The sequence below is a fragment of the Desulfosarcina variabilis str. Montpellier genome, from assembly GCF_048565275.1.
GTDB classification, from domain to species: Bacteria; Desulfobacterota; Desulfobacteria; order Desulfobacterales; family Desulfosarcinaceae; genus Desulfosarcina; species Desulfosarcina variabilis.
In genome coordinates, this window is sequence record NZ_CP159846.1 from 8,593,803 (window position 1) to 8,617,087 (window position 23,285).

At 50.2% G+C, this 23,285-nt stretch carries 18 protein-coding genes; 13 read left to right on the forward strand and 5 right to left on the reverse strand.

The window, feature by feature from the left end:
- Positions 1-280: 280 nt before the first annotated feature.
- Positions 281-1,756, reverse strand: coding sequence for a sodium:solute symporter family protein (locus Dvar_RS38775; protein WP_419658822.1), 1,476 nt, complete (start codon positions 1,754-1,756; stop codon positions 281-283).
- A 540-nt stretch (positions 1,757-2,296) separates the two neighbouring features.
- On the opposite strand from Dvar_RS38775, the gene Dvar_RS38780 reads away from it, so the two are divergent.
- Positions 2,297-4,882 carry a glycoside hydrolase domain-containing protein gene (locus Dvar_RS38780; RefSeq protein WP_419658823.1) on the forward strand — a complete coding sequence of 862 codons (2,586 nt, stop codon included), beginning with the start codon at positions 2,297-2,299 and terminating at the stop codon, positions 4,880-4,882.
- Positions 4,883-5,052: 170 nt separating this feature from the next.
- On the forward strand, positions 5,053-5,883 hold the full coding sequence (locus Dvar_RS38785; RefSeq protein WP_419658824.1) for a polysaccharide deacetylase family protein: 831 nt from the start codon (positions 5,053-5,055) through the stop codon (positions 5,881-5,883).
- A gap of 79 nt (positions 5,884-5,962) precedes the next feature.
- Here the strand turns inward: Dvar_RS38785 and Dvar_RS38790 are convergent, their stop codons facing one another.
- On the reverse strand, positions 5,963-6,856 hold the full coding sequence (locus Dvar_RS38790) for a DMT family transporter (RefSeq protein WP_419658825.1): 894 nt from the start codon (positions 6,854-6,856) through the stop codon (positions 5,963-5,965).
- Between the two features lie 61 nt (positions 6,857-6,917).
- A complete protein-coding gene (locus Dvar_RS38795) occupies positions 6,918-7,967 on the reverse strand; it encodes a radical SAM/SPASM domain-containing protein (protein WP_419658826.1) in 1,050 nt (349 codons plus the stop codon).
- A 362-nt stretch (positions 7,968-8,329) separates the two neighbouring features.
- Between Dvar_RS38795 and Dvar_RS38800 the strand changes: the two genes are divergently transcribed.
- Positions 8,330-11,545, forward strand: coding sequence for an ASKHA domain-containing protein (locus Dvar_RS38800; protein WP_419658827.1), 3,216 nt, complete (start codon positions 8,330-8,332; stop codon positions 11,543-11,545).
- A gap of 679 nt (positions 11,546-12,224) precedes the next feature.
- Here Dvar_RS38800 and Dvar_RS38805 read toward each other — a convergent pair.
- Positions 12,225-13,352 carry a trans-sulfuration enzyme family protein gene (locus Dvar_RS38805; protein WP_419658828.1) on the reverse strand — a complete coding sequence of 376 codons (1,128 nt, stop codon included), beginning with the start codon at positions 13,350-13,352 and terminating at the stop codon, positions 12,225-12,227.
- 259 nt (positions 13,353-13,611) lie between these two features.
- On the opposite strand from Dvar_RS38805, the gene Dvar_RS38810 reads away from it, so the two are divergent.
- The 10 genes from Dvar_RS38810 (at position 13,612) to Dvar_RS38855 (ending at position 21,899) form a co-directional block, all read left to right on the forward strand.
- Positions 13,612-13,890, forward strand: a complete 279-nt coding sequence (locus tag Dvar_RS38810; protein WP_419658829.1) for a type II toxin-antitoxin system Phd/YefM family antitoxin — start codon at positions 13,612-13,614, stop codon at positions 13,888-13,890.
- Entirely contained in the window at positions 13,859-14,170 is a 312-nt protein-coding gene (locus Dvar_RS38815; protein WP_419658830.1) for a Txe/YoeB family addiction module toxin, read from the forward strand. Before Dvar_RS38810 ends, Dvar_RS38815 begins: the two co-directional genes overlap by 32 nt.
- An 886-nt stretch (positions 14,171-15,056) precedes the next feature.
- Positions 15,057-15,431, forward strand: coding sequence for a metallophosphoesterase family protein (locus Dvar_RS38820; protein ID WP_419658831.1), 375 nt, complete (start codon positions 15,057-15,059; stop codon positions 15,429-15,431).
- 383 nt (positions 15,432-15,814) lie between these two features.
- Positions 15,815-16,051 carry a hypothetical protein gene (locus Dvar_RS38825; protein ID WP_419657311.1) on the forward strand — a complete coding sequence of 79 codons (237 nt, stop codon included), beginning with the start codon at positions 15,815-15,817 and terminating at the stop codon, positions 16,049-16,051.
- A gap of 121 nt (positions 16,052-16,172) precedes the next feature.
- A complete protein-coding gene (locus Dvar_RS38830; RefSeq protein ID WP_419658810.1) occupies positions 16,173-16,538 on the forward strand; it encodes a hypothetical protein in 366 nt (121 codons plus the stop codon).
- Positions 16,539-16,542: 4 nt separating this feature from the next.
- A complete protein-coding gene (locus tag Dvar_RS38835) occupies positions 16,543-17,118 on the forward strand; it encodes a DNA methylase (protein WP_419657312.1) in 576 nt (191 codons plus the stop codon).
- The gene (locus tag Dvar_RS38840) at positions 17,099-18,778 is read left to right on the forward strand and encodes an integrase (RefSeq protein WP_419657313.1); all 1,680 of its coding nucleotides are present in this window, start codon (positions 17,099-17,101) and stop codon (positions 18,776-18,778) included. Before Dvar_RS38835 ends, Dvar_RS38840 begins: the two co-directional genes overlap by 20 nt.
- Positions 18,754-19,422, forward strand: a complete 669-nt coding sequence (locus tag Dvar_RS38845) for an AAA family ATPase (protein ID WP_419657314.1) — start codon at positions 18,754-18,756, stop codon at positions 19,420-19,422. The genes Dvar_RS38840 and Dvar_RS38845 overlap by 25 nt, the downstream gene beginning before the upstream one ends.
- A gap of 727 nt (positions 19,423-20,149) precedes the next feature.
- A complete protein-coding gene (locus Dvar_RS38850) occupies positions 20,150-21,190 on the forward strand; it encodes a DUF262 domain-containing protein (protein ID WP_419658832.1) in 1,041 nt (346 codons plus the stop codon).
- Positions 21,180-21,899 carry an MAE_28990/MAE_18760 family HEPN-like nuclease gene (locus Dvar_RS38855; protein ID WP_419658833.1) on the forward strand — a complete coding sequence of 240 codons (720 nt, stop codon included), beginning with the start codon at positions 21,180-21,182 and terminating at the stop codon, positions 21,897-21,899. The genes Dvar_RS38850 and Dvar_RS38855 overlap by 11 nt, the downstream gene beginning before the upstream one ends.
- On the opposite strand, the gene tnpC is transcribed toward Dvar_RS38855, so the two are convergent.
- On the reverse strand, positions 21,853-23,244 hold the full coding sequence (gene tnpC / locus Dvar_RS38860; protein WP_419655468.1) for an IS66 family transposase: 1,392 nt from the start codon (positions 23,242-23,244) through the stop codon (positions 21,853-21,855). The genes Dvar_RS38855 and tnpC overlap by 47 nt on opposite strands.
- Positions 23,245-23,285 lie beyond the last annotated feature (41 nt).

Genomic DNA, 23,285 nt, shown 5'->3' on the forward strand with positions numbered 1-23,285 from the left:
CCACAGGCCGTGCCTTGCTCAGCGTTTGGCCTTCTTGAGAAGACCAACCAGCATAATTGCACCATAGACAAGCATTACCCCCATAATCATAGCCATCCAAGCTTCAGCAACAATCATTTTTCACCTCTCACTTCTCTTTAGCCTGCTCTGGTTATTAATCATCGACAACCACTGTCCCAGGGCAACAATGATGAAGATAAATGCGGCGGACTGCAAAAATAACTTCCAGAAAAGCATATTAGACCTCCTTTGCTAAGTGTTTACTCTGAAGGCATGGGCACTAACTGGTTACGGTGACCGTTGCCATCCCGCGGCCCTCCCCCTTGATCCTTAACAGCCCGGGTTTTCCCTTTGTTATCGCAGTGAGCACCACGCCCAAAGCGATGCCCGAGGCCAGTGTGACATACACGTTCGGAATGCCCTCCAGTCCCACGATTCCTGGAAGGGATGTAAAAGACCACAGCCCGTTGAGTATCCAGGAAACAACCATGGTCCATACGGCGGCCGTGTTGGATCGTTTCCAGAACAGTCCAAAAATGATCAGCCAGAAAACCGGGGCCATCCAGGCAAAGAGCCAATTGATGGCCGATACAATGGGAGGCAGATAACCGGCAACGGCCACAGCGAGAACCCCCAGAATCCATATGGCGATGCGGGTGACTCTTTTTTCGTCATTCTCGGTGGCTGCGGGATTGAAAAGATTCTTGTAGATATCGATGGTAAATATGGTTGCCGGCGCCATCACCGCCATGGCAAAGCTGGAAAGTACCGCTGCCAGCAGTGAAGCAAACAGCCAGGCCACCAGCCAGGGAGGCAGACTTTTGAGAAGCATTGTGGTTCCCGCCATTTTGGGACCCAGCGGGTTGAATTCCGGGTTGGCCTTGGCGGCCAGTCCCAGGCAAACGATAAAAATGCCGAAAAGACCGTTCACCGGGGCGGCGATCCAGAGCGCCTTCTTGATCGTACCTTCGCTTTTGGCCGCCATGGCCGGCTGCATGAGTTGCTGGCTAATGGACTGGCAAAAGACCACCGACAGCACCGTACCGAGCGCAAACGTAAAAAGCAGCTCCGGCGTTCCGATCAGCGAGAGCATGTATGCCTGGTCCTGATGGGTGTAGAATTCGGCCACGCCGGCCCACCCGCCCCCGGGCAATTGGAGGGTCATAAAAATCATAGCGATGATCAGCCCGACATACATGATGAAGCAGTTGATCAGATTGACCCACCCGATTTCCTTCATGCCCGCCAGGCAGACATATAAAATTCCCAGCACGCCGCCGATAATCGCGCCTTTTTGAATCGAAATCCCCGTGACCGTGGCAAAAACAATCCCGATGCCCTGGCTCTCCAGCGTCAGGATGCCCCATATCAGGCCGGCCATGACACAGGCGACCAGCAGTCTGGGGGTCTCGCCAAAAATCTTGGCGATCATCTCAGGCATGGAGGTAATGTTGAGCCGCCGGGCCCACAAACCGGTGGTGGTGCAGGCAACGACCAAAAGCACTACATGGGCCAGCCCGAACCAGATACTGGTGGCACCGATGTGCCAGGACATTTCAAACAACCCGAAAATGTGCGGGGTTCCCAGCACGGTCAAGGCCAGGGTTACAGCGACCACCGCAACCGGCAAATCCCGGTTGGACAATAAAAAGCCCCCGTCCGCCTCTTTTTTTTGCTTTTTGGCAAAATACAGACCAAGCCCAACGATAACGATAATTTCATAGGCCAATACCGCAGTTAAAATTCCCCAGTTCATCAATCCTCCTCTATTTATCCTCATTCAGCATTATGGGGTTAAGTGATTGACGCTTCCTTTGCCAGATGAAAAAAGCGGTTCCCTTGGTTCAGACATCGCAAATAGGCATAACAAATAATGTGCCAAATTAAAGAAAAACCAATCTATAAGACAATATGCTGGTTTTATGGAAAATCGTTCATTAGCAACGCAAAAGAAGCGTCTCAATTTCGCACAGTTCGATCCCCGATATATTGGGAATTTCCTAAAATGGTAGGTTTTTCAAAGACTGGTTACACCGCCTTGGGTAAAAAGGGGTCGATTTGATCAAAGCATCTGATGCGCACGCTTGGATTTGGATTTTTTAATACTGCACAACATGCTGTATCCATATATATTGACACACAAGTACCTGGCGGGCATACTCGATTGCTCAAAAACAGGGTCTTGTTTTTAGATCATCTTCACTTCATGAGTTCAAAAAGGCACGGATCAGACGGACACACAGATAATTGTAAGCGGAGCGGAAAGGAGAGAACAAATGCTTGAAGGTGAGAAAATATGAAAATTCACAAAATCGGTTGGCTTTTTTGCGGGCTTATCCTTTGCCTGCCATTTTTTCTGCTCACCGCCAGGGGGTGGGCCCAAGATGAGGAAGATTACATTTATCAACTCACCCAATCCACTGGAAGTTACACATTTTGGACAACCCTGCCGGCGCAGCGGGTTTTTAAAAACGATGCCGTGCCGGCCGATACCGGGTCGAGTGTACTGGTGTATGCGGCCAAAAATGAATTCGAGCCTTTCCAAATCGTTGTCAGGCCCGCATCTTCAGGCAGTGTCACGGTAAGTGCGGATGATTTCGGCTCAGGGATCGACGTTGAGATCTACCAGGTCAAGTATGTCAATATCACCCAGGCCACCGATAGCCTCGGCAAAACCGGCGATTACCCGGACCCCTTGTGGCCGATAGAAGCAGGGGATTCGGTAGACGTGGTATCGGGTGAGAATACGGCTTTCTGGTTCGATGTGCATGTGTCTGAAACTACCACTGCAGGTGATTACAGCGCCACAGTAACCATTGGCGGGGTCGATATTCCGGTTACCTTGCACGTGTTTAATTTCTCCATCCCGGAAGCGCTGCATGTGAAATCACAGATGAATTTCTCCCATCAGCGTTTTCTCGATCAGTACAGCGTCGATTGTTGCGGCAATGCATACTGGATGGTTGTGGATAAGATTAAACAGTACTTCATCGACCATCGCTTGACGCCCAAAAGTGTGCTCTGGTCTGGCGGGCTGACATCCAGCGGCGCAGGACCCTACATTGACTATGATTGTTCGGGGACGCTGACGGACAATGACGGTATTTGGGGATTCGAGGCGCCGGCTGAAAGGTACATAGACGGAACCGGCCTGATGCAGGGAAAATTTTCCCAACGCTTCAACGCCGGCACCGGATTTCCATCCTTTATGGCCGCCACATTCAGGAACAACGATGCGTCTGCCGATCAACGACCGTCGACCTTCTGCGGACAAACTAGAAGCGCAGCCGATTGGGTCGCCGGGGATAATCCCAGTACACCATACAACCAAAGCTGGTTTCAGTATATGACAACGGTCCAGGACTATCTGGATTCAATGGGATACCTGGACAAGGCCTATTATTATTTTGCCAATGAGCCCCAGGATCAGGCCGATTACGATGCGGTGGCCTGGTATTCCAGGCACATGAAAAACGCCGCCCCCGCTTTCAAGCTGATGGTCTCCGAGGAACCCAAACCCGAAATCTTCGATCACCCCGATTATGTTCAGGACGGCCAGGTGGATATCTGGTTGCCGGTTTTGAATAATTATGATCCTGCCATCTCCCATGATCGCAAAAAAAACCATGGCGAAGACACCTGGATCTATTTCCTGCATGGCACCCGTCCCCCCTATTTCAACCCGATCACTCTGGACCATCCCGGTATCGAGAGCAAATTGACCGGCTGGTTCCTCTGGAAATACCGGCTGGGCGGCATCGCCTATTACTCATTGAACAACTGGAGCCAGAATCCCTGGACCGATCCCCTGAATTCCAACCATAACGGGGATCTGTTCATGCTCTATCCACCATCACCATCAAACACGCCCATTGCCTACGGATCCAACAACCACCGCTTTGTTCCCTCCATCCGCTTCGAGCTGATGCGCGACAGCCTGGAGGATTATGAGTATTTCTATGTCATGAACGGCCAGACCCAGCCTCAGGTGGATGTTGCCAATGCGCCTGATGCCCAGGTGGACAAGATCATCAAAGGCGTAGCCAGTTATACCCGGGACAGTGGGTTCATGTACAACCTGCGGCGCTTGATCGGACTGTATCTTGGCGGGGAAATTGCCAGCATTCCTGACATAACGCCACCGCTGGAACATCCGCGGGCAGACGGCACCCCGGGCAATTACTATATCAATTTCCAGGACCCCGATGGCATTCCAGCGACAACCTATACCGAGGAAACCTATGCTAACGGTTATGCATACCGCTACCTGACCTATGCGGGGCATGATTACCTGCAGGTGGGTACCGACGAGTATGATCAGACTGCCGGTTTCGGTTGGCTCGACGACACGGACCATTTTTTGGCTGGACGGGACCCGTGGGGCGATGAACAGGATGAACGTAAAATCACCTGTGTGTATGATGATTATGCCCACCATCCGAGTATTTTCGAGTTCGACCTGCCTAACGGCACCTACACTGTGGAAGCATCGGTGGGCACTCCCAGAAGGGTCCGCGCCCATAACCGCCTGGTGATCGAAGGGGTCACCTTTATCGATGACGAAGCATCCGATTATTATACCGTTCGCACAGATACGGTCACGGTCACCGACAACAAGTTAACCCTTGATATCGGTATTTGGGACGAATACACCATGATCAACTACATCGACATCCAGGCGGAGCTTTCGGGCGGGTGCCAGGGCGACCTGGACCAGGATGGTCTGGTAAACCAGGCCGATCTGGCACTGCTTACCGACGTTTTTGGTACGGCGTGTGAGACGGAACCGTATTGCATGGGCGATTTTGACGGAAACGCTTACATCGATGGTGCTGATCTGGCTGTCTTTGTAGAAAATTTCAGCAATCCTGAGTGTTATTAAGTGCCAATGCCCAAAATAGGTTTATTGGGTTTGCTGGTTGAATTGGTTAGTTAGTTGGTTTGTTGGGTTGGTTGGGTTGGTTGAGTTGGTTGGCCAGAAAACGATAGAATTCCGTTAACCCTAAAATCCTTCAACCTTCAGCCTAAATCGCTAACCTCTGGTTTGGAAAAATGACTGTTCACAAGAACAGAAAGATATTCATTACGCGCGTCCTTTCCCCGGCCGAACGTATCGGGTTAATCGCCTTTGCCGTGGCTGTCCTGCTGGGCGCCGTGGACCTTCGTCTGGCCACGGTACCGCTGACCCTGTTCGTAATCCTTTGCGCCATGGCGCCTTTTTTTCCCGGCACCGGTTTTTTCTTTCCCGTGACAAGCAGGGGAAATACAGGGAACCCAGTGGTTTCGCTGACCTTTGACGACGGGCCGGATTCGCTGACCACGCCGCACTTGCTGAAACTGCTGGCCCGCTATGACACACCGGCCACGTTTTTTGTCACCGGCCAGCGGGCAAGCCGGTATCCGCATTTGATTAGCATGATTATCGCCAACGGCCACAGCGTGGGCAATCACACCTTCAATCACGACTGTTTCCGGATTTTCTGGCAGCCCTCACGCCTGGCCCGGGAAATCGATGACACCCAAAACGCTCTTTCGCGTTTGGGCGTGGTGCCCCGGGTATTTCGACCACCGGTTGGTATCATTACCCCGGTGATGGGCAAGCTGCTGGCCAGACGGGACCTGACCCTGGTCAATTTCAGTTGCCGGGCACGGGATTGGGGTAACCGTCGCGTCAATGGCATGGCCCATCGGATTCTTGAAAAAGCTCGGCCGGATGACATTATCCTGCTGCACGATACCCCAGGTGGTGATCCCGCGCATGTGGATCCATGGCTTCGGGAAGTAGAGGCTGTTCTGAAAGGGTTGCGGCATAAAGGGTTGACTGTGGTGCCCCTTGAAAGGCTCATCGGGCGGCCGGTGATGAACAATACGCGCCTGCCCTGAAAACTCCAAATCAGACCCGATAAAGTCGATATCGGCCAAAGCTAATATTGGCTTGGCCACTTCTGGATGGACACGAACGCTACCGTCCTTTACGAATGGCCAGTACTACATTAGCCCCAAAAATCAACAGCGCCCCCACCCAGCCGGTCGGGCCCAGCCGCGGATCAGACGCCAGAACAGGCCCCAGCAAGGCCGCCAGAAGGATCCTTGAGGAAGAAACTACGCTGCCTTCCACGGCGGTGACATAGCGAAATCCCAGGGTGATAAGAAACTGGCCCACAATCCCTGCCCCGCCGCAAAGGGCCAGGTAGTAGAATTCTGTTGGGTTGGGCCAGAATATGCTGGTGCGGAAAAAAGCGTACATCAGTATTGTGCCCAGACCAAACATGTAAAACAGCACCGTATTGGCATCGTGGTACTGCCGGCTCAGATTCAGGTAAAAAATGGCCATGGCCGCACTGACACCGGAGCCGATTCCCCAGAAGCTGTAAAGGCTCAGGCCCATACGCCCGGGCTGCAGGATCAGCCACACCCCGCAAAGGGCCGCCCCCACCATGATCAGTGCCACCGGGTCCCGCTGATCGGGCAGCACAATCCAGGACAGGATGGCGATAAAAATGGGATATGTCATATTCAGGATATTGGCTTCGGCCAGGGAGGTGTACCGGACCGCCTGATAGAAACAGAAAACAGCGATGCAGTTTCCCACGGTGCGGCCGATGAGCAGATCATAGCGCTTGGCCAGCGGCCCCTGGCGTTTAACCACCATGACCGTACAGACAACAAAAAATCCGATAAGAAAACGAAAAAAGGCAAAAAACGCCGAATCGATGGCAACCACTTCCCGGGACCAGCGGATCACCACCGTGGAGAAGTAGAAGCAAAAGGCGGAGGCAAACACGGCCAGGCAGCCAAGAAGTCCCAGCATGGCGGCCGATCTGGTTTTAGCGCTTGGAAACGTGGTATCGGGCATGGAGCGGTTCGCTTATTTCAATGTCGTCCGGAAAACAGTTGGGCACGCGTTTAGCACAAGTTTAATTCATATCTTGTTCATGGCGCCAGCACAAGGGATCTGAAGCCAAATAATCACCGGTAAGCTGATAGGCGGCGCCGCGACAACCATAACAGCCATCGGCCATGTCGCAGCTGTTGCAGGGACCTTTGATGGTGTGACGATAATTCTTCAGGTCCCTGAGGACGGTACTATTTTCAACGATCGTCTTCAAGGACTGCCGGCGAACGTTACCGATAGACAGGTTGACGCCCACACAAGGGGTCACATCGCCTTTAGACGTCACCAGACAGGAAAACTGGTGCCGCAGGCAGCGATTGCCCACCAGCGGCGGCTGAATATCCCAGGTTCGATCGTAGCGCTCACGATCGATGCGCGCCAGCTCCTCAAACAAAATTTTAAGCCTTGGCGGCTCTACAAAAAGCCATTGGTTGTCACGTGCGTTGGCCTGCGGAGTGATGATCTCGAAATAGGGCGCGATGCCCTGGTCGCGCAGCCAGCACCACAGGCGCGGGAGTTCCGCAAGATTCTGGCGGCAAATGATGGTGCTCACCGCCATGAAGGCTGTCTCGGACGGATAGCCGGCCTGTTTGAGCCGTTCAAGGGCCGCTGCAATGATGCGGCCAGCCCCGGACCTGCCGGACAGGCGGTCCTGCAACGCTTCATCAAAGGTGTTCATCTTCAACACCACCCTCACCCGCCGCTCAAACAGCCACGCGGCAAAATCAGCGGTGATGCCGCTGCCATTGGTGAACATCTCCACATCCATGCCTTGACCCAGAATAAAATCGATCATCTCACGAATATGGGGATAAATGCTGGGTTCCCCGCCCAGGATGATAATACGCCGCGCCCCCAACGCCTTTGCCTGAATCAGAACATCCTTACTTTCGGCAACGGACAGTTCATCTTCAAAGTAACGCTCCGCGGGAACATAACAATAGGGACAGCGGAAATTGCAGCGCAGGCTGAATTCGATCTCCATGGTCAACAGGCGGTTTTCAGCAGCCGCCTTGGCAATGGCCGTTTTGTCGAACTCGAAATCGCATAACCGATGGGCAGGGCTTAACATAATTTTTCCCTTTTGCTTAAAATCCTTTTTGAAATCCGGCGGGCAAGACCGGCTATTGCCGCCTGTAACTATTACCGGTTGCTTGCATCCAATAATCTGCAGGCCTTTGTTATCATGCCATTTTCAGTTGGGTAACCGGATCTGCGCCAAGAATTTCCAAATCGAATGTTAAGCCGCGAGAGAATGGGAAACAAATAGATATAATTATTTGAAATATCCTTTTCTGTCAAGAAAACCATTGAATGCCTTGACCCCGGCGCCGGGCTGTACTAACACATTTTTTTTTATTAATTTTGCAACCGACCTGGATCATTCTGCTGGCATGCGAAGGTTCAGGAGAACCGAAAAGAAGGCTTGATTAGATGGCAGATTCAACAAAAACAAAGCACATTGTTGCAGGGATGATCACTCGTTTATTGGCGGGACCGGACAGACCGGGCCAGGCATTCACCATGCCGGGGTTGAATTACGGTGAACTCTACCGGTTGGCCCGGAAAATCAAATATTTCTTTGACAATCAACCGGAAAAGGAGGCTCCCGTTTGTCTGTGCACCGACGATCGCGGGATCATGGCCGCCGCCATGCTGGCGTCTCTGGCTGGTGGTCCGCCCCTGTTGATCCCCCATGCACTGTCATCCGCCGCCCTTTTGGAAATGCACCAGGCAACGGATTTCAGCCTGGCCATCGCCTCCTCAGCCGACCTGTTGCCATCCGGCGTAACCGCCATCGATCTTGATAAGCTTACCGACGAAGTGGAAACGCTGGCATCAGATGATGAGCCGGATCCGGTACGGCCGTGGGTGTTTTTGTTTACCGGTGGTTCCACCGGTGCACCGCGCATGTGGTCCAAAACCGCGACCAATCTTCTGGGTGAAGTCGGCTATCTGGTCAACCGCTTCGAGGTGACCCAAAACGATCGTATTCTGGCCACGGTTCCAGCCACGCACATTTACGGCATGCTCTATTCGCTTCTCACGCCCCTGGTCGCATCGGCCCGGGTGGTGGGCCCGACGCCCTCTTTTCCCGAAGAGATCAAACAGCAGATGGCCGGCACCTCGCCCACGATCTTCATCAGTGTGCCCATTCACTACCGGGCCCTCAAGGAAAAACCACCCCAACAAGGGGCCCTGCGCCTTGCCTTTTCCTCAGCCGGACCGCTTCCCGAGGCAGACGGCACGGCCTTTTCCACTGCCACCGGTGTGGATCTGTTCGAAATTTACGGTTCCACGGAAACCGGCGGTATCGCCACCCGTTGCCGGGCCCAAGGAGAAGAAGGCCTGACCCCTTATGACTGCATCCAGTGGCGCGTGGCCGGCGACAGCCTGGATATCCGCTCTGACTTTCTATCCCGGGAGCTGCCCATCCGCGAAAGCGGCTGGTTCACCATGTCCGACCGGGTCAAGCCCCACGGCAGCGAGGGGTTTATGGTCGTCGGCCGCGTCGACAATATCGTCAAGGTGGCCGGCAATCGCGTGGACCTGGAAAAAATCCGTCAGGCCCTGCTAGGCGTGGATGGCGTCGAAGACGCCCTGGTTCTGTCCAGATCCGTCGAAACGGGCCGGGACAGCGAAATCGTGGCCGTGGCCGTAGGCCACCTTCCCGCCGTTGATGTGCGCAAAGCACTGGGCAATGTGCTTGAACCCCACGAGATTCCCCGTCGTCTGCGCATCGCCGACGAGATTCCCATGGCAGCCACGGGCAAGATCGATCGCCGCGCCATCGAAGCGTTTTTCACCGATCACCAGCTCAAGTTCGAACCGGCCGGCCTGCGCGTCAGCGTGGATGAAAGCAAAACCCTGCAGGAGCTGGCGGGCGATCATGGCATCACCATCCGCGCCGATTGCGGGGGAGCTGGCGTGTGCGGCAAATGTCGGGTACTGGTATCCCCCAAAGAGAGTTTCTCCCCGTTGACGGACAGCGAGTTGGATGTGCTGACGCCGGCCCAGCTGGCGGATGGCGCACGGTTGGCCTGCCGGGCGCGCGCCATCGGCTCGGGGACGGTCACGATCCCCGAATCCCTGGCGGAAAGTGCCGAGACCCGGGGCAAAACCGGCATCACCGGTACGTATGCGGTGGATTCCATGATCCAGCGACGAATCGTAAAAGATCGTTCACCATCGCTCAACCAGGATAACACCCCGGAAAGCTTACTGGACTGGCTTGCCGACCAAGCCGGCGTCCCGGGGGCAGCCAAGGCCGATCTTGCCTGCCTGCGTCACCTGAGCCGGTATGCGGACAGTCTGAAAAATTTTACCCTGGTGGTCCACGAAGAAACCGGTATCCGCCGTATTCTCGAGGGAGAACATTCGCGAAGCCTCGGGTTTGCCGTGGATCTGGGAACCACGTCGGTGGCCGGTTATTTATGTGATCTGAAAAGCGGGAAACTGCTGGCGGCCGACTCCTGCGTCAACCCTCAGCGGCGCTATGGCGAGGATGTGATCAGTCGCATCGGCCATGTCAACGAGAAAGATGAGCACCTGTCTCAGCTTCAGCATCTGGCTGTCGAGGGAATCAATCTGCTCATTGAGCGCTGTCTGGAAACGGTCGGCGCCTCGGTCGAAGACATCGATGAAGTGGCGCTTTGCGGCAACACCACCATGCAGCAGATCTTTGCCAACCTGCATCCGCGCACACTGGGCATGTTTCCCTATTTTCCCTTGACCCTTATCCCACCCCTGCTTGATGCCGGCAGCCTGGGCCTGGCCGTTGATCCGGCCGTACCGGTTTTTCTCATGCCGGTGATTTCCGGTTTTGTAGGCGGCGACACCATGGCCGCGATTCTGGCGGACCGGCCCCACGAGCGCGATGACACCACATTGATCGTTGATATCGGCACCAATGGCGAACTGGTCCTGGGTAACAGGAAAGGATTGTGGGTCACCAGTTGCGCCACCGGTCCCGCCCTCGAGGGAGCTCAGATTTCCTGCGGCATGCGTGCGGTAACCGGCGCCATTCATCGCATGTGGCCGGACCCTGCCAATCATCACGTTGCCTATGAAGTGCTGGGCAACCAGGGGCACAACCGCCCCATGGGCATCTGCGGCTCCGGGATCATCGATGCCATCGCTTCCATGCGTCAAATGGGAATCATCCTGCCCAACGGACGGTTGGACGAAAAGGCCGACGGCGTAACAATGGACGATAAAGGGATCGGGCAATCTTACACCATCGCCGACAGTGAGCACAGTGCCACCGGCAGTGCGGTGTCCGTCAGCTTGAAGGATATCCGCCAGATCCAACTGGCCAAGGGCGCACTGGCCACCGGCATTGAATTTCTCATGCGCAAGGCCGGAATCGAAACCATCGATCGCACCATCCTGACCGGCGCCTTTGGCGCGCGTTTCAACTGGAAAAACGCCCTGGCCATCGGCATGCTGCCCCCGGTCGTGGGCCAGAGCCAGGTGATCCCCAAGGACAACCTGGCTGGCGTGGGCGTGGTCATGGCCCTGTTGAACAAGGAGCTCAGAGCAGAAGCCCGCAGTCTGTGCCGCTATATCCGCTTTTTGGAGCTGGCCTCGGAAACCACGTTTCCGCTGGCCTTTGCCAAGGCGACGGGATTTCCGGAGATCAAGGGGTAGATCGACGGGTGATGGGTGATGGGTGATGGGTGATGGGTGATGGGAATTAGGATCGATTTGGGCCGGATGTCAATGGGGTTGTGCCTTGCTCATGTCCTGTGTGGGAACGCTGTGTGGTTTTTACCTTATTGATGGTGGGTTGATGAAGCCCCTCAAAGGGGGCTGAGAACCCGATCAATGAACTTCGAACACTGAACTTCCAACATCGAACATCGAATATGAAATTCTATCGCTGGTATCAGCCCTTAAACGCGACAACAAATGAAGCAACGCTTTTTCCTTTGTCAAACGGCGGAGCAAAGCGATCTCATCATTCAATGTTGATGAACTCGTAAAAAGTCACCGGACCGTCATGCCGGACTTGATCCGGCATCCAGAAAGTATTGAAATTTATGAGCAAGATCGATCATATGGATAAAAGTTTCTGGGCGGCGATTAACAACAATGGAGATAAAGAGTTTTCACTGGGTCTGATGGAACGTCAACGCGTGAAAGCATGATTGCGTCATGCCTATTCTGAGTTTGAGCGCATCGGTCTCTAAATCTCATAGTCAACAAAAAACATCGCAGCGGCACCCTTCATCCGCGGATTGGCGGGATAATGCCTTGTAAATCAAGGCGCCCAACGCTTGCAACTGATAATGATTTTCTGATCCGGCATCCAGTCTTTTCCCGGCATTTAACCGATTGCCCGGGTTATATCGGCAACCAGATCGTCCGGATGTTCGATGCCCACGGAAAGGCGCAGCAGCGCGTCACTGACGCCGATTCGACGGCGCTCCTGGGCCGACATCTTTGCATGGGACGTTTCGCACGGTGCGCAGATAAGCGTTTCCACGCCGCCCAGGCTTACGGCCGGCCGGATCAGCGAAAGGCGGCGTAAAAAATCCGCAGCCGGCCTGTGGTTCTCATCCAATTCAAAGGAAAGCATGGCGCCGAAACCGCTCATTTGGGATTTGGCGATGTCATGATCCCTGAAATCAGGCAATCCAGGATAATTGACGCGGCGCACGGCGCTATTCTCAGATAGAAAACGGGCAATGTGCCCCGCGTTCTCGGTCTGCCGTTCCACCCGCAAGGCCAGCGTTTTCAAACTGCGCTCCAAAAGATAACAGGTCATGGCGTTCAGGCTGCCGCCCAGATGCCGGGCCATGGTCAGGATGCGCGCGGCATGGGTGTGGGATGTGATCGCAACGCCGCAACACAGGTCACTGTGACCGCCCAGATACTTGGTGCCGCTATGGACGACCACGTCAATCCCCAGGGCGATGGGCGTCTGGTTGACCGGTGACGCGAAGGTATTGTCAATAATGGTCAGAATCCCCTGCTCTCTTGCAAACCGGCTGACTTCACGAATGTCGATGACATCCAGCAAGGGATTGGTGGGCGACTCGATGACAATGACTTTGGTAGTCGGTGTTACGGCCTGCATCACCGATTCGGCCTTTGTGGCTGTAAATGTATACCCGATGCCCAGCCGGTCGAAGGTGTCAGTGACAAAGGCATGCGTGCCGCCATACAGCGCATCGAGCATCACCACATGATCGCCGGCCCCGGCAAACGCCAGCACCGTGGTGGTGATGGCCGCCATGCCCGAACTGAACAAGACGCCATTTTCTCCGCCTTCCAGCGCGCAGAGCTTTTCAACCACCGCTGTCTGGTTGGGCGTATTGAAATAGCGCGGGTATACGGTCTCCTCCCGGTCCAGATATTCATACGCGGATGAGGTGAAAATGGGCGTGTTCACGCCGCGGGTCACGCCGTCATGGTAGGTGCCGGAATGGATGCAAAGGGTTTCTTTTTTCATGGGTGTTTTCTTTCATTGGTTTTTCATTGGAATAGCGGCCCGATTATATGATCACGGTTTCTTGTGTAGCTGGCCATGCCTGCGACCATCCTTTTCCATAGACTGATATTGAAAGTGTCCTAAATCAAGGATTATTTATGGATCGATCGCCCTGCCCTCAACCCACCGCTCAAGCGGACCGGGAAAAACAGTGCCTTTATTGACACTTGACCTCAGAATATGTACTGTATATCTGTACAATTAATCAGGAGGCATATATATGACAATACAAACCACTTACACTCAGGCTCGAGCAAACCTTGCATCATTGCTGGACCAAGTGACTAAAAATCGGGAGGTAGTTATCATTCAGCGGCGTGGAAGTGAGGATGTTGCGATGATATCAGCTGACGAATTGACTAGTATACTCGAAACGGCACACTTGCTTCGATCGCCCAACAATGCAAAACGCCTTCTTTCGACATTAGAAAGAGTCCAGGGCAAATCAGGCAGCCCACAAACGATTGATGAGCTTCGAACCGAGGTTGGGCTTGAGTAAGCCTACGAAAAAGTCCATTAAAAAGCGGGAATCTGTATTCCAGCCAGAATTTAGGGAGGATTTACGTTACTGGGTTGAATCGGATCGTAAGACAGCACTTCGAATTTTCATGCTAATTGAAGCGATTATGAGAGACCCTTTTCAAGGTATCGGTAAACCCGAACCGCTTAAATTTCTTGGTCCAGGCGTTTGGTCTCGAAGGATCACCCAGGAACATCGACTTGTTTATGTTGTCGTACAAGAGCGGATAGATTTTGTACAAACCCGCTATCATTATTGATTTAACGTAGCGTATTTTTAAGGACTCGAATTATCGGGGAAGATGGGGATGATTTTATGCGTTTTGTCATCTCTCGTTTAAGAAACGCATAATTTCATGACCGTCCCCAAAAAACCCCAATTATTGAATAAATCTATTCAATCCACGTTTCATATTTTGGGATTTTCTTTTTTTATTGAAAATTTGCTCATTTTGTCTTTTACTTGTTGGAGTTCTTGCCGTGCTTCTTTTTTTATTCTTGAATTTCGTAATAAATTGCAATTGCACCTGATGTTTGTTTGATCTGTTGCGAAGATTTTTTCTTTTCCCTGAACTTTTGACGGAACGGGAAATGAATTACCAAGGTACCAAGGGTCGCACCAAATCAACCCTTTGCAATTAAGCCAAAAAGGATATTTTTCCCAATCATTATTGTAGGTTAAGTGGCAAGTTTGGGCTGCAAAAACATCATTTTAAGGCTATGACTTAAGATCCAAAGGGTGTCTATAAGCGGGTTCCATCGTTAATATTGGCTTAAAATAGGTTTTTTACACCCAAATGTGACCGGCTAAGGCGCTTTCAGGGACCATTTTTTCTACTTTTATATTTTAATGTCAATTACTTAGTTTGGTGCGACCCCGGAAGCCCACGGTTGGTGGTGAAACCTTTGTTGCTGAGGTAAAAAGAAAGCTTGGTGCAATGTCAGTTGGAAGACGTGTTCGACCATCAAAGGATGGCTTCGAGTTAAAAGAAACCATCGATCCCTATAATGCCCGTTTTGAGGCCGAAAAGTGCGATATTGATGCGAATAACACCTGGTCTTGGGATCTAAACCATTGAATTTCAGCATGATAGCTTGGTGCGACCCCGTTTACCTAATGGTGTGGCATTCATCGGTCTTAACTCAATGGAATCGGCTATTTCTCGAGACTATTATTTAGGAGCCCAAGGTAAGATAGGGAACCCACAAATGATACGATTAAAGAACATGCTTGAGTCAGAGGAAGTGAAAAATGCATCCGCGCGCGTGATATATTTGCATCATCATCCATTCGATCCAAAGGCCAACATGCAACTCCATGATGCTGACAGATTGAAAAAAGCCCTTGGCGGAAGAAATGTGGATATTCTTCTTTTTGGTCATAATCACAACGGCTGGAAATGGAACGGTTGGTGGAATATTGAAAGGTGCTACGACGCTGGTACAAGTACACGAAAGGAAGGCAAAGCAGGATATCATCGAATCATGGAACATAACAGTAACAGTTCTAAGGACTGCTAAGACAAAAATAGTGTAACGGCCTACCTCGCCTATGCGGCAAAAGTGTAACGGTTGGTTCTACTATCCCGCAGCGATACCCCGCCCCAAAAATGAATAAACGTACCCCGCCTACCCCGCTGTAAAAGCTCCCGTTGGCAATCGTCTTTTCTGCAGTTCTATTGTAAACCGTAATGGGGCATTCGTATGGTCCAGGAAAATGAAGAGAAAGCCCGGAACTATCCCTTCCGGGCTTTCAAGGTGAACTCCGTATCAAGGCCGGATGTTCAATATGTAAATTACTTTAAACTCCGGCGACGTTCAAGGCCGGATGTTAAAGTTGATCCAAATATCCTGTCGTTGGTGCAAAAACGTTTTTTGTATGTGCCGGCGCTGCTTTCGTGGGCATGCTTATTGTTGCGATGCATGCCGCATCGCCGGTCGTCTCCAGTCCCGCCGAAAAGCGCAGCGACGCTACCGTCAAACCCCAAAAGGCAAAAAGACCCACTGTTTGGCCGAAAACCGCCGGCGGCATCGGAAAATCAATCCACCTTCAAAAAATATGGATGATCATACTACTACAGGCCCTTGGCAATGGGGTACGGTCCTGTCACGGGAAGAAAATCCAGTACATTTTCGCATAGGTTCTCGATGCCGCTGCCATTTTTGCGGTCGAACAGGTGAAATTGTCAGCCATTTTCCTCGCCGTGGCTATGGGTAAGATCTTTTTCACAGAATTTTTCACGCAGATAAGGAGGCATTATCATGAAACGACGGTTTACAGGGGGAGAGCTGTTTCAACTGCGCAATCGAATCCCGGTTGACTGGCTGATCAAAGAACAGCTTCATATTCCATCTAAAGTGATCGAAGGTATTTTCCGGTTCCTATGCCCGCTGTGCAATGAATTTCAAACCGCGACCAACCCCAAGACCAATCTTGCCAGGTGCTTTCTTTGCGAGAAAAACTTCAACCCGATTGATTTGGTCATGACCGTGAAAGGTCTTGGATTCGTTGACAGCGTTAAATATTTGCATACCCTTTTGCCTGACACACCGGATACACCTACAGACCAGCGGCTAAAATTGAATCAACTGCTGGGCGATATCGGGAAACGGATGAGCATCGGGTAAACAGATGGCTGATAATCGACTCATCCAATTGGAAGATATCATCGCTGCCAATCAACACCATTTTTACCAAACCGGTAAGGCATTAAAGCAGATTCGTGACGATCGATTATTTCGCGATTTGCTGTTCGAGTCGTTTGAAGCCTATGTCAAACAACGATGGGATATGGCCCGATCCCAGGCATATCGCCTGATTAAGGCCGCAAATGTCATCGACAATTTGTCCCCAATTGGCGACGGCATCCTTCCGGAAAATGAATACCAAGCCAGGGTCTTAGCGCGTTTTACAAAAGAGGATCAACGCAATATTTGGCGTGCATTTATCGCATCCGGCATGGCGCTTACGGCCAAAAATATTCGAAAGTTGGCCTACCAAGCCTCAAAAAACAAGCCCGTCAAAAAAGCGAATGCGCCCATGGTCGATATCATCAGCGCTGACTATAAAGCGGCTGTAATGGCCATGCTGGAACAGATTCGGTCGGCGCAAAACGACGATTGGCAAACGACCTCCAGACAAACTGCTTTATTCTGGCTGAAAGTGATGAAAGAGAAAATCATACATCATGAAAGACAAAGACTTTGAACGGCTGCCCATGGACGAACGTTTTCTGATCTTGCTGCACAAAAAGATCATGGACAAGACCGGCAGCGCCAAACGCAGGGCCAAAAAATATTACATGGATCAGTACCGTAAGACCGGCGTCATTCCCAAACCACTGCTGCTTGCCAGCCAAGGCATCATGGAAGGCAGAAAGTGCAGCGGCCGCCGCCGGGTCTTAACCGAAAAAATCCAAAAACGCTTCATCGAGATGGTCAAGGCCTCCAGCGATCCATTGGACGATCGTTTTGTATTTATCACCCGCCATGGACGAACCATCAAAAATTACCACGCCTGGCTCGAACAAGAGTTCAACCGCAAAATTTCACTTGGCGCTTTAAGGCGTTTTGCCAGGCAAGCCCACCTCAAGGTCTATCTGGAAAAACCGGACTTCGAGGAAGAGGCGGATCCCGGCGTCTGCTTTCAGGACGAACCGGTTTTCGACTTGATTCAGATGGACGGGTGCAAATTTCGCTATTTAAAGATTCGCTGGGGCAAGGGCGCCTGGGCCAAGCCCCAGGTGATCGAGTTTTTTGACACCGGATCACGCTTCATGCTCGTGCTTGAAGCCTATTTTAGCGAAAGCAGTCTAAACGCGGTGGACCTGTTCGAGAAATTTTTGGTGAGCACCCCTTTCCCGCAAAAAAAGATACGGCTGAGACCGGACAATGCAAAGGGTTTTGTCAACCTGAAACGCCCCATCAACGAACTGAACATCAAGTTTTCATTGCCAGGCGGGTTTTATCTGCAACCGGACTTCTCACGCATCCATGCGCCCAAGGACAAAGCACATCTGGAGTCATCCCATCGCAGCATTCATCATTTTGAAATGCGGATCATCAAGCATTTTGAAGATCGCATCGCCAAGACGGAACCGGGCTATATCTACAGAAACGGCAAGAAGGAAAAAATCACCGTCACCTATCTTGACATCGATCTTGAAACGCTGCGCCAAAGCGACCTGCTCGAATCCTATCGCCGGCAGCACAATGAGCAAAAGCACTATTATTCTGTGAACGGTAAAACATCGGCCTGGGTGCCGAAGGAAAAATTTGACGCCGGCCTTGCCCAGTGCGAACGGTTAACGTTCGGTGCGGATGACGTACGCCATTTCGCCAAATACGGCTATGACAAGATCAAGGCCACCGTGGGAGCGAAAGGCATCATCACCTTCAATAATCAGACCTACCATGTGGCCGTTGGTGCACAACACTTCAGCCGCCACAAGAGTACCAAGGTGTATATCTCCGATCTTGGCGACAAGCTGTTCATCTTCGAGCATAAAGAAAACGGTATCTTGCTGGGTGAAGCGCTGCGACGGGAACCCTACGAAAAGCCGGTCAACCAGGCAGTTGCCGAACCCAACGCGGTCGAATTGATCAGCGCTTATCTGCAGGAGAAAAAGATGGCGGTGGATAGGCCACGATTGATTGACATCCACCTTCGGGGCTTGACCCTCGATGCCGCCAAAGCCATCTACCGACAGAATCGAAAACGATATATCGCTTACGCGATCAAACTACGCCAGCCTGACGCCATCACCGGCAAGGCGCTTTTCAATGCGTTCATTTTGGATTGCGAAAGACAATTGTCAAACAACCCTTTGGTTGAGTATGCCCCATGCAGCGAAAACAAAGTTTTATAAATGACAAGCGCCGAGTATCCTATCTGTCCGCGGTATACAACCGGATCTACCGGGGACAGAGCGTATTGATCGAGGGCGAATATGGCGTCGGGAAAACCCGTTTTCTTGAACTGCTCAAACCCAAAAAGCTTCAAGGCGTATGGGTCGAGTCGCTTTGCAATGTGCATGAAATTTTGGCTTCCATCCTTCAAGGGCTGAACTACGAAGCGGTGGCTACTTACCAACGCACCCACCACCATTTGAAACTGATCAGAAGCCTGACCGACTATTACATCGTCATCGACGAGGCCAATGACATCGGCAAAAGGGTTTGGCCTTACCTGAAGCGAATCATGGACGCGCATGTACCCATCGTTCTGGCCGGACTGCCAAAGGTGAGAACCTATTTAACCAGCCAGCATCCGGATATCCTCAGCCGATTGAAAACCTTGATTCTCTATCCCATCGTTGTCGAGGATTTCATTCTGGAATATAAAGATTTTGAATCTGAAGCCATCGAACAGATTTACGTTGCCACCAGGGGAGATATGAGAAAGTTCAAGGAGATTTGCACGGATTGCCGCGACAAAGCCAAAGAACTGGGCCATAGCTTCGTCGATTTAAATCTGGTGGTCGACTTTCTCGCCAATCTTCATCCCATGTAGGCTCCAAAAAATAATCTCTTCCTTCACTCTGCGGCATATTAGCCTTCCCCCAAAACCTATCAAACCGACATCTTACCTTTTGTTAAACGCGTTCGCGTAGCCGATTACGTAACGATGCATCGTTTTTCTAATAACCACTAACGGCGCAACGGCATAAAGTGATTTAAAATAATGAAATACGATGGAAACGTGACATTATTTTACCACGCCTAAAAAATGGTTCGGGCGCATTAAGGTACTAAAATTTTATGATTATTCCTTGTGTGAAGCCTCAAGTAACGGGAAAGATAGCGTTACACTTTTTGCGTCTTAGCAAAGGACTATGACGGAGATTTTTTCGGGAATCTGAAAAGATTTGAAGAAACGGATTAACAGGATAAGGAGGCACCGGGGGTCGCACCAAATCAACCCTTTGCAGTTAAGTCAAAAGAATATTTTTCTCACCCATTATTGTAGCTTAGGCGGCATATTTGGACTGCAAAAACGTCATTTTAAGGTTATGATTTAAGAACCAAAGGATGTCTATAAACGAGTTCCATCGTTCATATTGACCTAAAATAGGTTTTTTACCCCCGAAAGTAAACGGCTAAGACGCTATCGATGGCCATTTTCTCTTCCTTTATCATTTAATGTCAGTTGTTTGGTTTGGTGCGACCCCGGAAACAACCCCGGAAACAAACAATCTTATTTAGAATAGACACGATCAATCAGAGCAAAAAGGATTCATATGGATTTCGTCGCAATACAAGAACAAATAGACTCCAATAGAAGGTCTGTAGCCTTTGATAGTTACGATATAACTATTAGACAGTTGTATGACATGATTCTTGAAGGCATGATCGATATTGCTCCGGAATATCAGCGTCATTTTGTTTGGGATCCAAAACGTCAGTCTGCTCTAATTGAGTCTTTGTTTTTAGGAATTCCAGTGCCAAGCTTGTTTATGGCCACAAACAAGGATGCAACATGGGAAGTTATTGACGGTGTTCAACGATTGACGACCATATTAAATTTCATTGGCACTGACAAAGGTACAATTATAAAGAAGTTAAAACTATCAGGATTAGAGAAACTTGATTCGATGAATGGTTTAGTATTTGAACAACTACCTAAATCTATGCAGTTAATGTTTCAAACAAGATCTCTCAGGATAACTGTTCTAAATGATCGTAGTGATTTTGGCGTCAGATATGATCTCTTTGAAAGATTAAATACAGGGGGTGTAACACTGCATGAGCAGGAAATAAGAAACTGTGTCTTTCAGGGAGAGTTCAATGATTTATTGAAGGAACTGTCTGAAAATGAAAATTTTAAATCAGTTGTAAAAATGACAGAAAAAGCTAAACGAACGGGTAGCTATGAAGAGCTCGTATTGAGGTTTTTTGCATACTATGAAGATTCTGAAAATTTTGTACATAGTGTTAAGGGATTTCTAAATGACTACATGGAAAAAAAGACAAAATCATTTAAAAATAGAAAAGAATTAAAAAAGTTATTTTTCGATACTTTCAACCTTCTCAGTTCCAGCCTACCAGATGGAATTGTCCGTGGATTAAGAAAAAACATTACTCCAATTGTACTATACGAAGCTATAGCAGTCGGAACAGCATTCGCCATAGATTCAGGGAAAATAATTGATTTGGAACAGTTAACTCCCCTATTAAATAATAAACAACTAAAGAAATACACAACAGGGGCGACTAATAGCAAAAAAATGCTGATGCAACGAATTCGTTTTGTAAAGGACACAATAATCAATGCCATATAGTACGATAAGAGCTAAAGTGCGTGAAATGTTTTCTGAGGTTCTTATCAATTTAGCACAGATTGAGTCTTTCGAACCAAAGAATCCGACGGAGGTAACGCCCCCCTTTGTCAAAATACAGAGAGGGCTGTATTATGTTCATCTTTATTCTGTGTTAGAGAGAACTGTGAACGATGTCGTTGAGCACACAATACTCTCGATAAAAAGTAATAATATTCGCAACAAACATTTCGAATCGGTTTTGAATGTCATTTCACTGAATCCGAAAATGCAGGCTTTTAAAAGTTGCGGATACAAAGATTATATAAATAAATCGATTGCTGTCTTTAGGTGTATAGATTCTGATGACTGCTACGAACTCCATAATACAATATTCTCAAAAAACCTACAGAATATTTGGTTCAAAACGATTCAAGAACTGTTGTCAGCTTTTGGAATTGCCCCAATAGTTATTGATCCAAGAATAAGATACACAGTTGATGAAATAACCCAAAAGAGAAATGCTGTTGCTCATGGTCGTGAAACTCCATTAGTTGTTGGTCAGACCCATAGAGCGAATATTTTGCGACTCAAGACAAACGAAATTCAACTGGTAGCCAATATTATAGTAGACTTATTTGAAGATTATATAAAGGTAAGCGTTCACGGGATAGGCACGGCAAGGATCAAATCCACGCAAGATCAGGAATCGATTTTTGGAAATAGGCTTTGACGCAATCCACAAGAACAGGAAAAGTTGCCTTTGCTTTGATACGGCAAGTTTCTCTTAGAGATAAAACACGTTCCACCCAGCGGTTTCCTTTTTCGCTTTGTGTGCCAAGGCTGCGTTTTCTCCACAGCACACCAAAGCGCAACGCTCTTTCGGCACGATTGTTGGTGGGCTCAACGCCTTCGTGATCCATGAAAACCCAGAGGTTATCAATTTCCCGGATGATTTGGCGTGCGAGTCTACCGGCATCGGTCTCATCAGATTCCCAAAGGGTGACGGTAAACAGAAAGAAGGTATAAAAATCCGACCACTTCTTTGGGGCGGGAGGCTCTTTGGCAAAATGGACCAGTTGCCTCAACCAGCCAGCGATGATTTCTCCAAAGCGTCGCAAATCGGCCTTTTTCCTTTCCGCGAGTGCGTCGGCTTTGCGAATCAGATGGGCCAGACACGTTTGGCGGTTGACCCATTTACGATACAGACCATATCCATCGCTGACAAGGATTCCTTGCCAGTCCTGGATCAGGTGATCGAAGGCTTCTTTGGATCGATGAGGATCGATGCGATAAAAGGCGACCCGCTCATTGACCATGGCCCACAGCCAGTGCAAATCGTTTTCCCTGAACCATGAGGTCTCGTCGATATAGTTGCACCAGAAGCTGCGGGCGATCCGCCCGATCTCATCATACACCGGCAGCAGCGCTTCGGCGTTACGGTCGACGAGTTTTTGGATAGTTCCTGTAGAAATAGGGATTTGCAGTACGGATTCGCAAAACTGCTTGACGTCGTTTCTGCTCATCGCCTTGATGCCGCTCAGTTCTCCGACCAGGGCGGTAAAACGCGGGCCATAGCCGGTGGCCTGTTCCGGTGGAAGCTGGGCTTTGACGGTTTTGCCGCAGTTGGGACAGTCGCATTGCTGGAGAATAAAGTGGCTGACTTCCATCTCGATCTTAGGCAGTTCAATACGTTGGTGGACGTAAAACGGCTGCATTTGCTTTGGATCAAAGTGTGTATTTCCGCATGAGCAACGTTTCGGCATTAACCATTTGGAATCAGTCGGATCCAGTATTTGCTGCTGATGCGCCTTGTGACCTTTTTGTCCGCCCTTGGAACGATTGCTCTTTTTCTGTTTGCGTTGCTTTTTAGCAAAAGGCGGGTCTGAAGATGGCGGTTTGCTGGAATTATGAGAATTTTTTTGGGTACTCACTTCAAGCTTTTCAATGCGCTTTTCGTGGGATTCGACCTGCTTCTGCATATCGTCCAGCGTACGTTCCAGGTACATAATGTAATGCCGCACCATCTCTGGTGTCTGTAGCCAATCGAGCTCTGAGAAGGGTCTTTTGAGTGCCATGAAAAGCACTTTATCATAGGTAAAATAAAAAATCTAGCGAT

Excerpts from the sequence above, each read along its gene's own strand:
- Dvar_RS38775 (WP_419658822.1), bottom strand. The coding sequence starts at position 1,756 with ATGAACTGGGGAATTTTAACTGCGGTATTGGCCTATGAAATTATCGTT.
- Dvar_RS38780 (WP_419658823.1), top strand. The coding sequence starts at position 2,297 with ATGAAAATTCACAAAATCGGTTGGCTTTTTTGCGGGCTTATCCTTTGC.
- Dvar_RS38785 (WP_419658824.1), top strand. The coding sequence starts at position 5,053 with ATGACTGTTCACAAGAACAGAAAGATATTCATTACGCGCGTCCTTTCC.
- Dvar_RS38790 (WP_419658825.1), bottom strand. The coding sequence starts at position 6,856 with ATGCCCGATACCACGTTTCCAAGCGCTAAAACCAGATCGGCCGCCATG.
- Dvar_RS38795 (WP_419658826.1), bottom strand. The coding sequence starts at position 7,967 with ATGTTAAGCCCTGCCCATCGGTTATGCGATTTCGAGTTCGACAAAACG.
- Dvar_RS38800 (WP_419658827.1), top strand. The coding sequence starts at position 8,330 with ATGGCAGATTCAACAAAAACAAAGCACATTGTTGCAGGGATGATCACT.
- Dvar_RS38805 (WP_419658828.1), bottom strand. The coding sequence starts at position 13,352 with ATGAAAAAAGAAACCCTTTGCATCCATTCCGGCACCTACCATGACGGC.
- Dvar_RS38810 (WP_419658829.1), top strand. The coding sequence starts at position 13,612 with ATGACAATACAAACCACTTACACTCAGGCTCGAGCAAACCTTGCATCA.
- Dvar_RS38815 (WP_419658830.1), top strand. The coding sequence starts at position 13,859 with ATGAGCTTCGAACCGAGGTTGGGCTTGAGTAAGCCTACGAAAAAGTCC.
- Dvar_RS38820 (WP_419658831.1), top strand. The coding sequence starts at position 15,057 with ATGGAATCGGCTATTTCTCGAGACTATTATTTAGGAGCCCAAGGTAAG.
- Dvar_RS38825 (WP_419657311.1), top strand. The coding sequence starts at position 15,815 with ATGCTTATTGTTGCGATGCATGCCGCATCGCCGGTCGTCTCCAGTCCC.
- Dvar_RS38830 (WP_419658810.1), top strand. The coding sequence starts at position 16,173 with ATGAAACGACGGTTTACAGGGGGAGAGCTGTTTCAACTGCGCAATCGA.
- Dvar_RS38835 (WP_419657312.1), top strand. The coding sequence starts at position 16,543 with ATGGCTGATAATCGACTCATCCAATTGGAAGATATCATCGCTGCCAAT.
- Dvar_RS38840 (WP_419657313.1), top strand. The coding sequence starts at position 17,099 with ATGAAAGACAAAGACTTTGAACGGCTGCCCATGGACGAACGTTTTCTG.
- Dvar_RS38845 (WP_419657314.1), top strand. The coding sequence starts at position 18,754 with ATGCAGCGAAAACAAAGTTTTATAAATGACAAGCGCCGAGTATCCTAT.
- Dvar_RS38850 (WP_419658832.1), top strand. The coding sequence starts at position 20,150 with ATGGATTTCGTCGCAATACAAGAACAAATAGACTCCAATAGAAGGTCT.
- Dvar_RS38855 (WP_419658833.1), top strand. The coding sequence starts at position 21,180 with ATGCCATATAGTACGATAAGAGCTAAAGTGCGTGAAATGTTTTCTGAG.
- tnpC (WP_419655468.1), bottom strand. The coding sequence starts at position 23,244 with ATGGCACTCAAAAGACCCTTCTCAGAGCTCGATTGGCTACAGACACCA.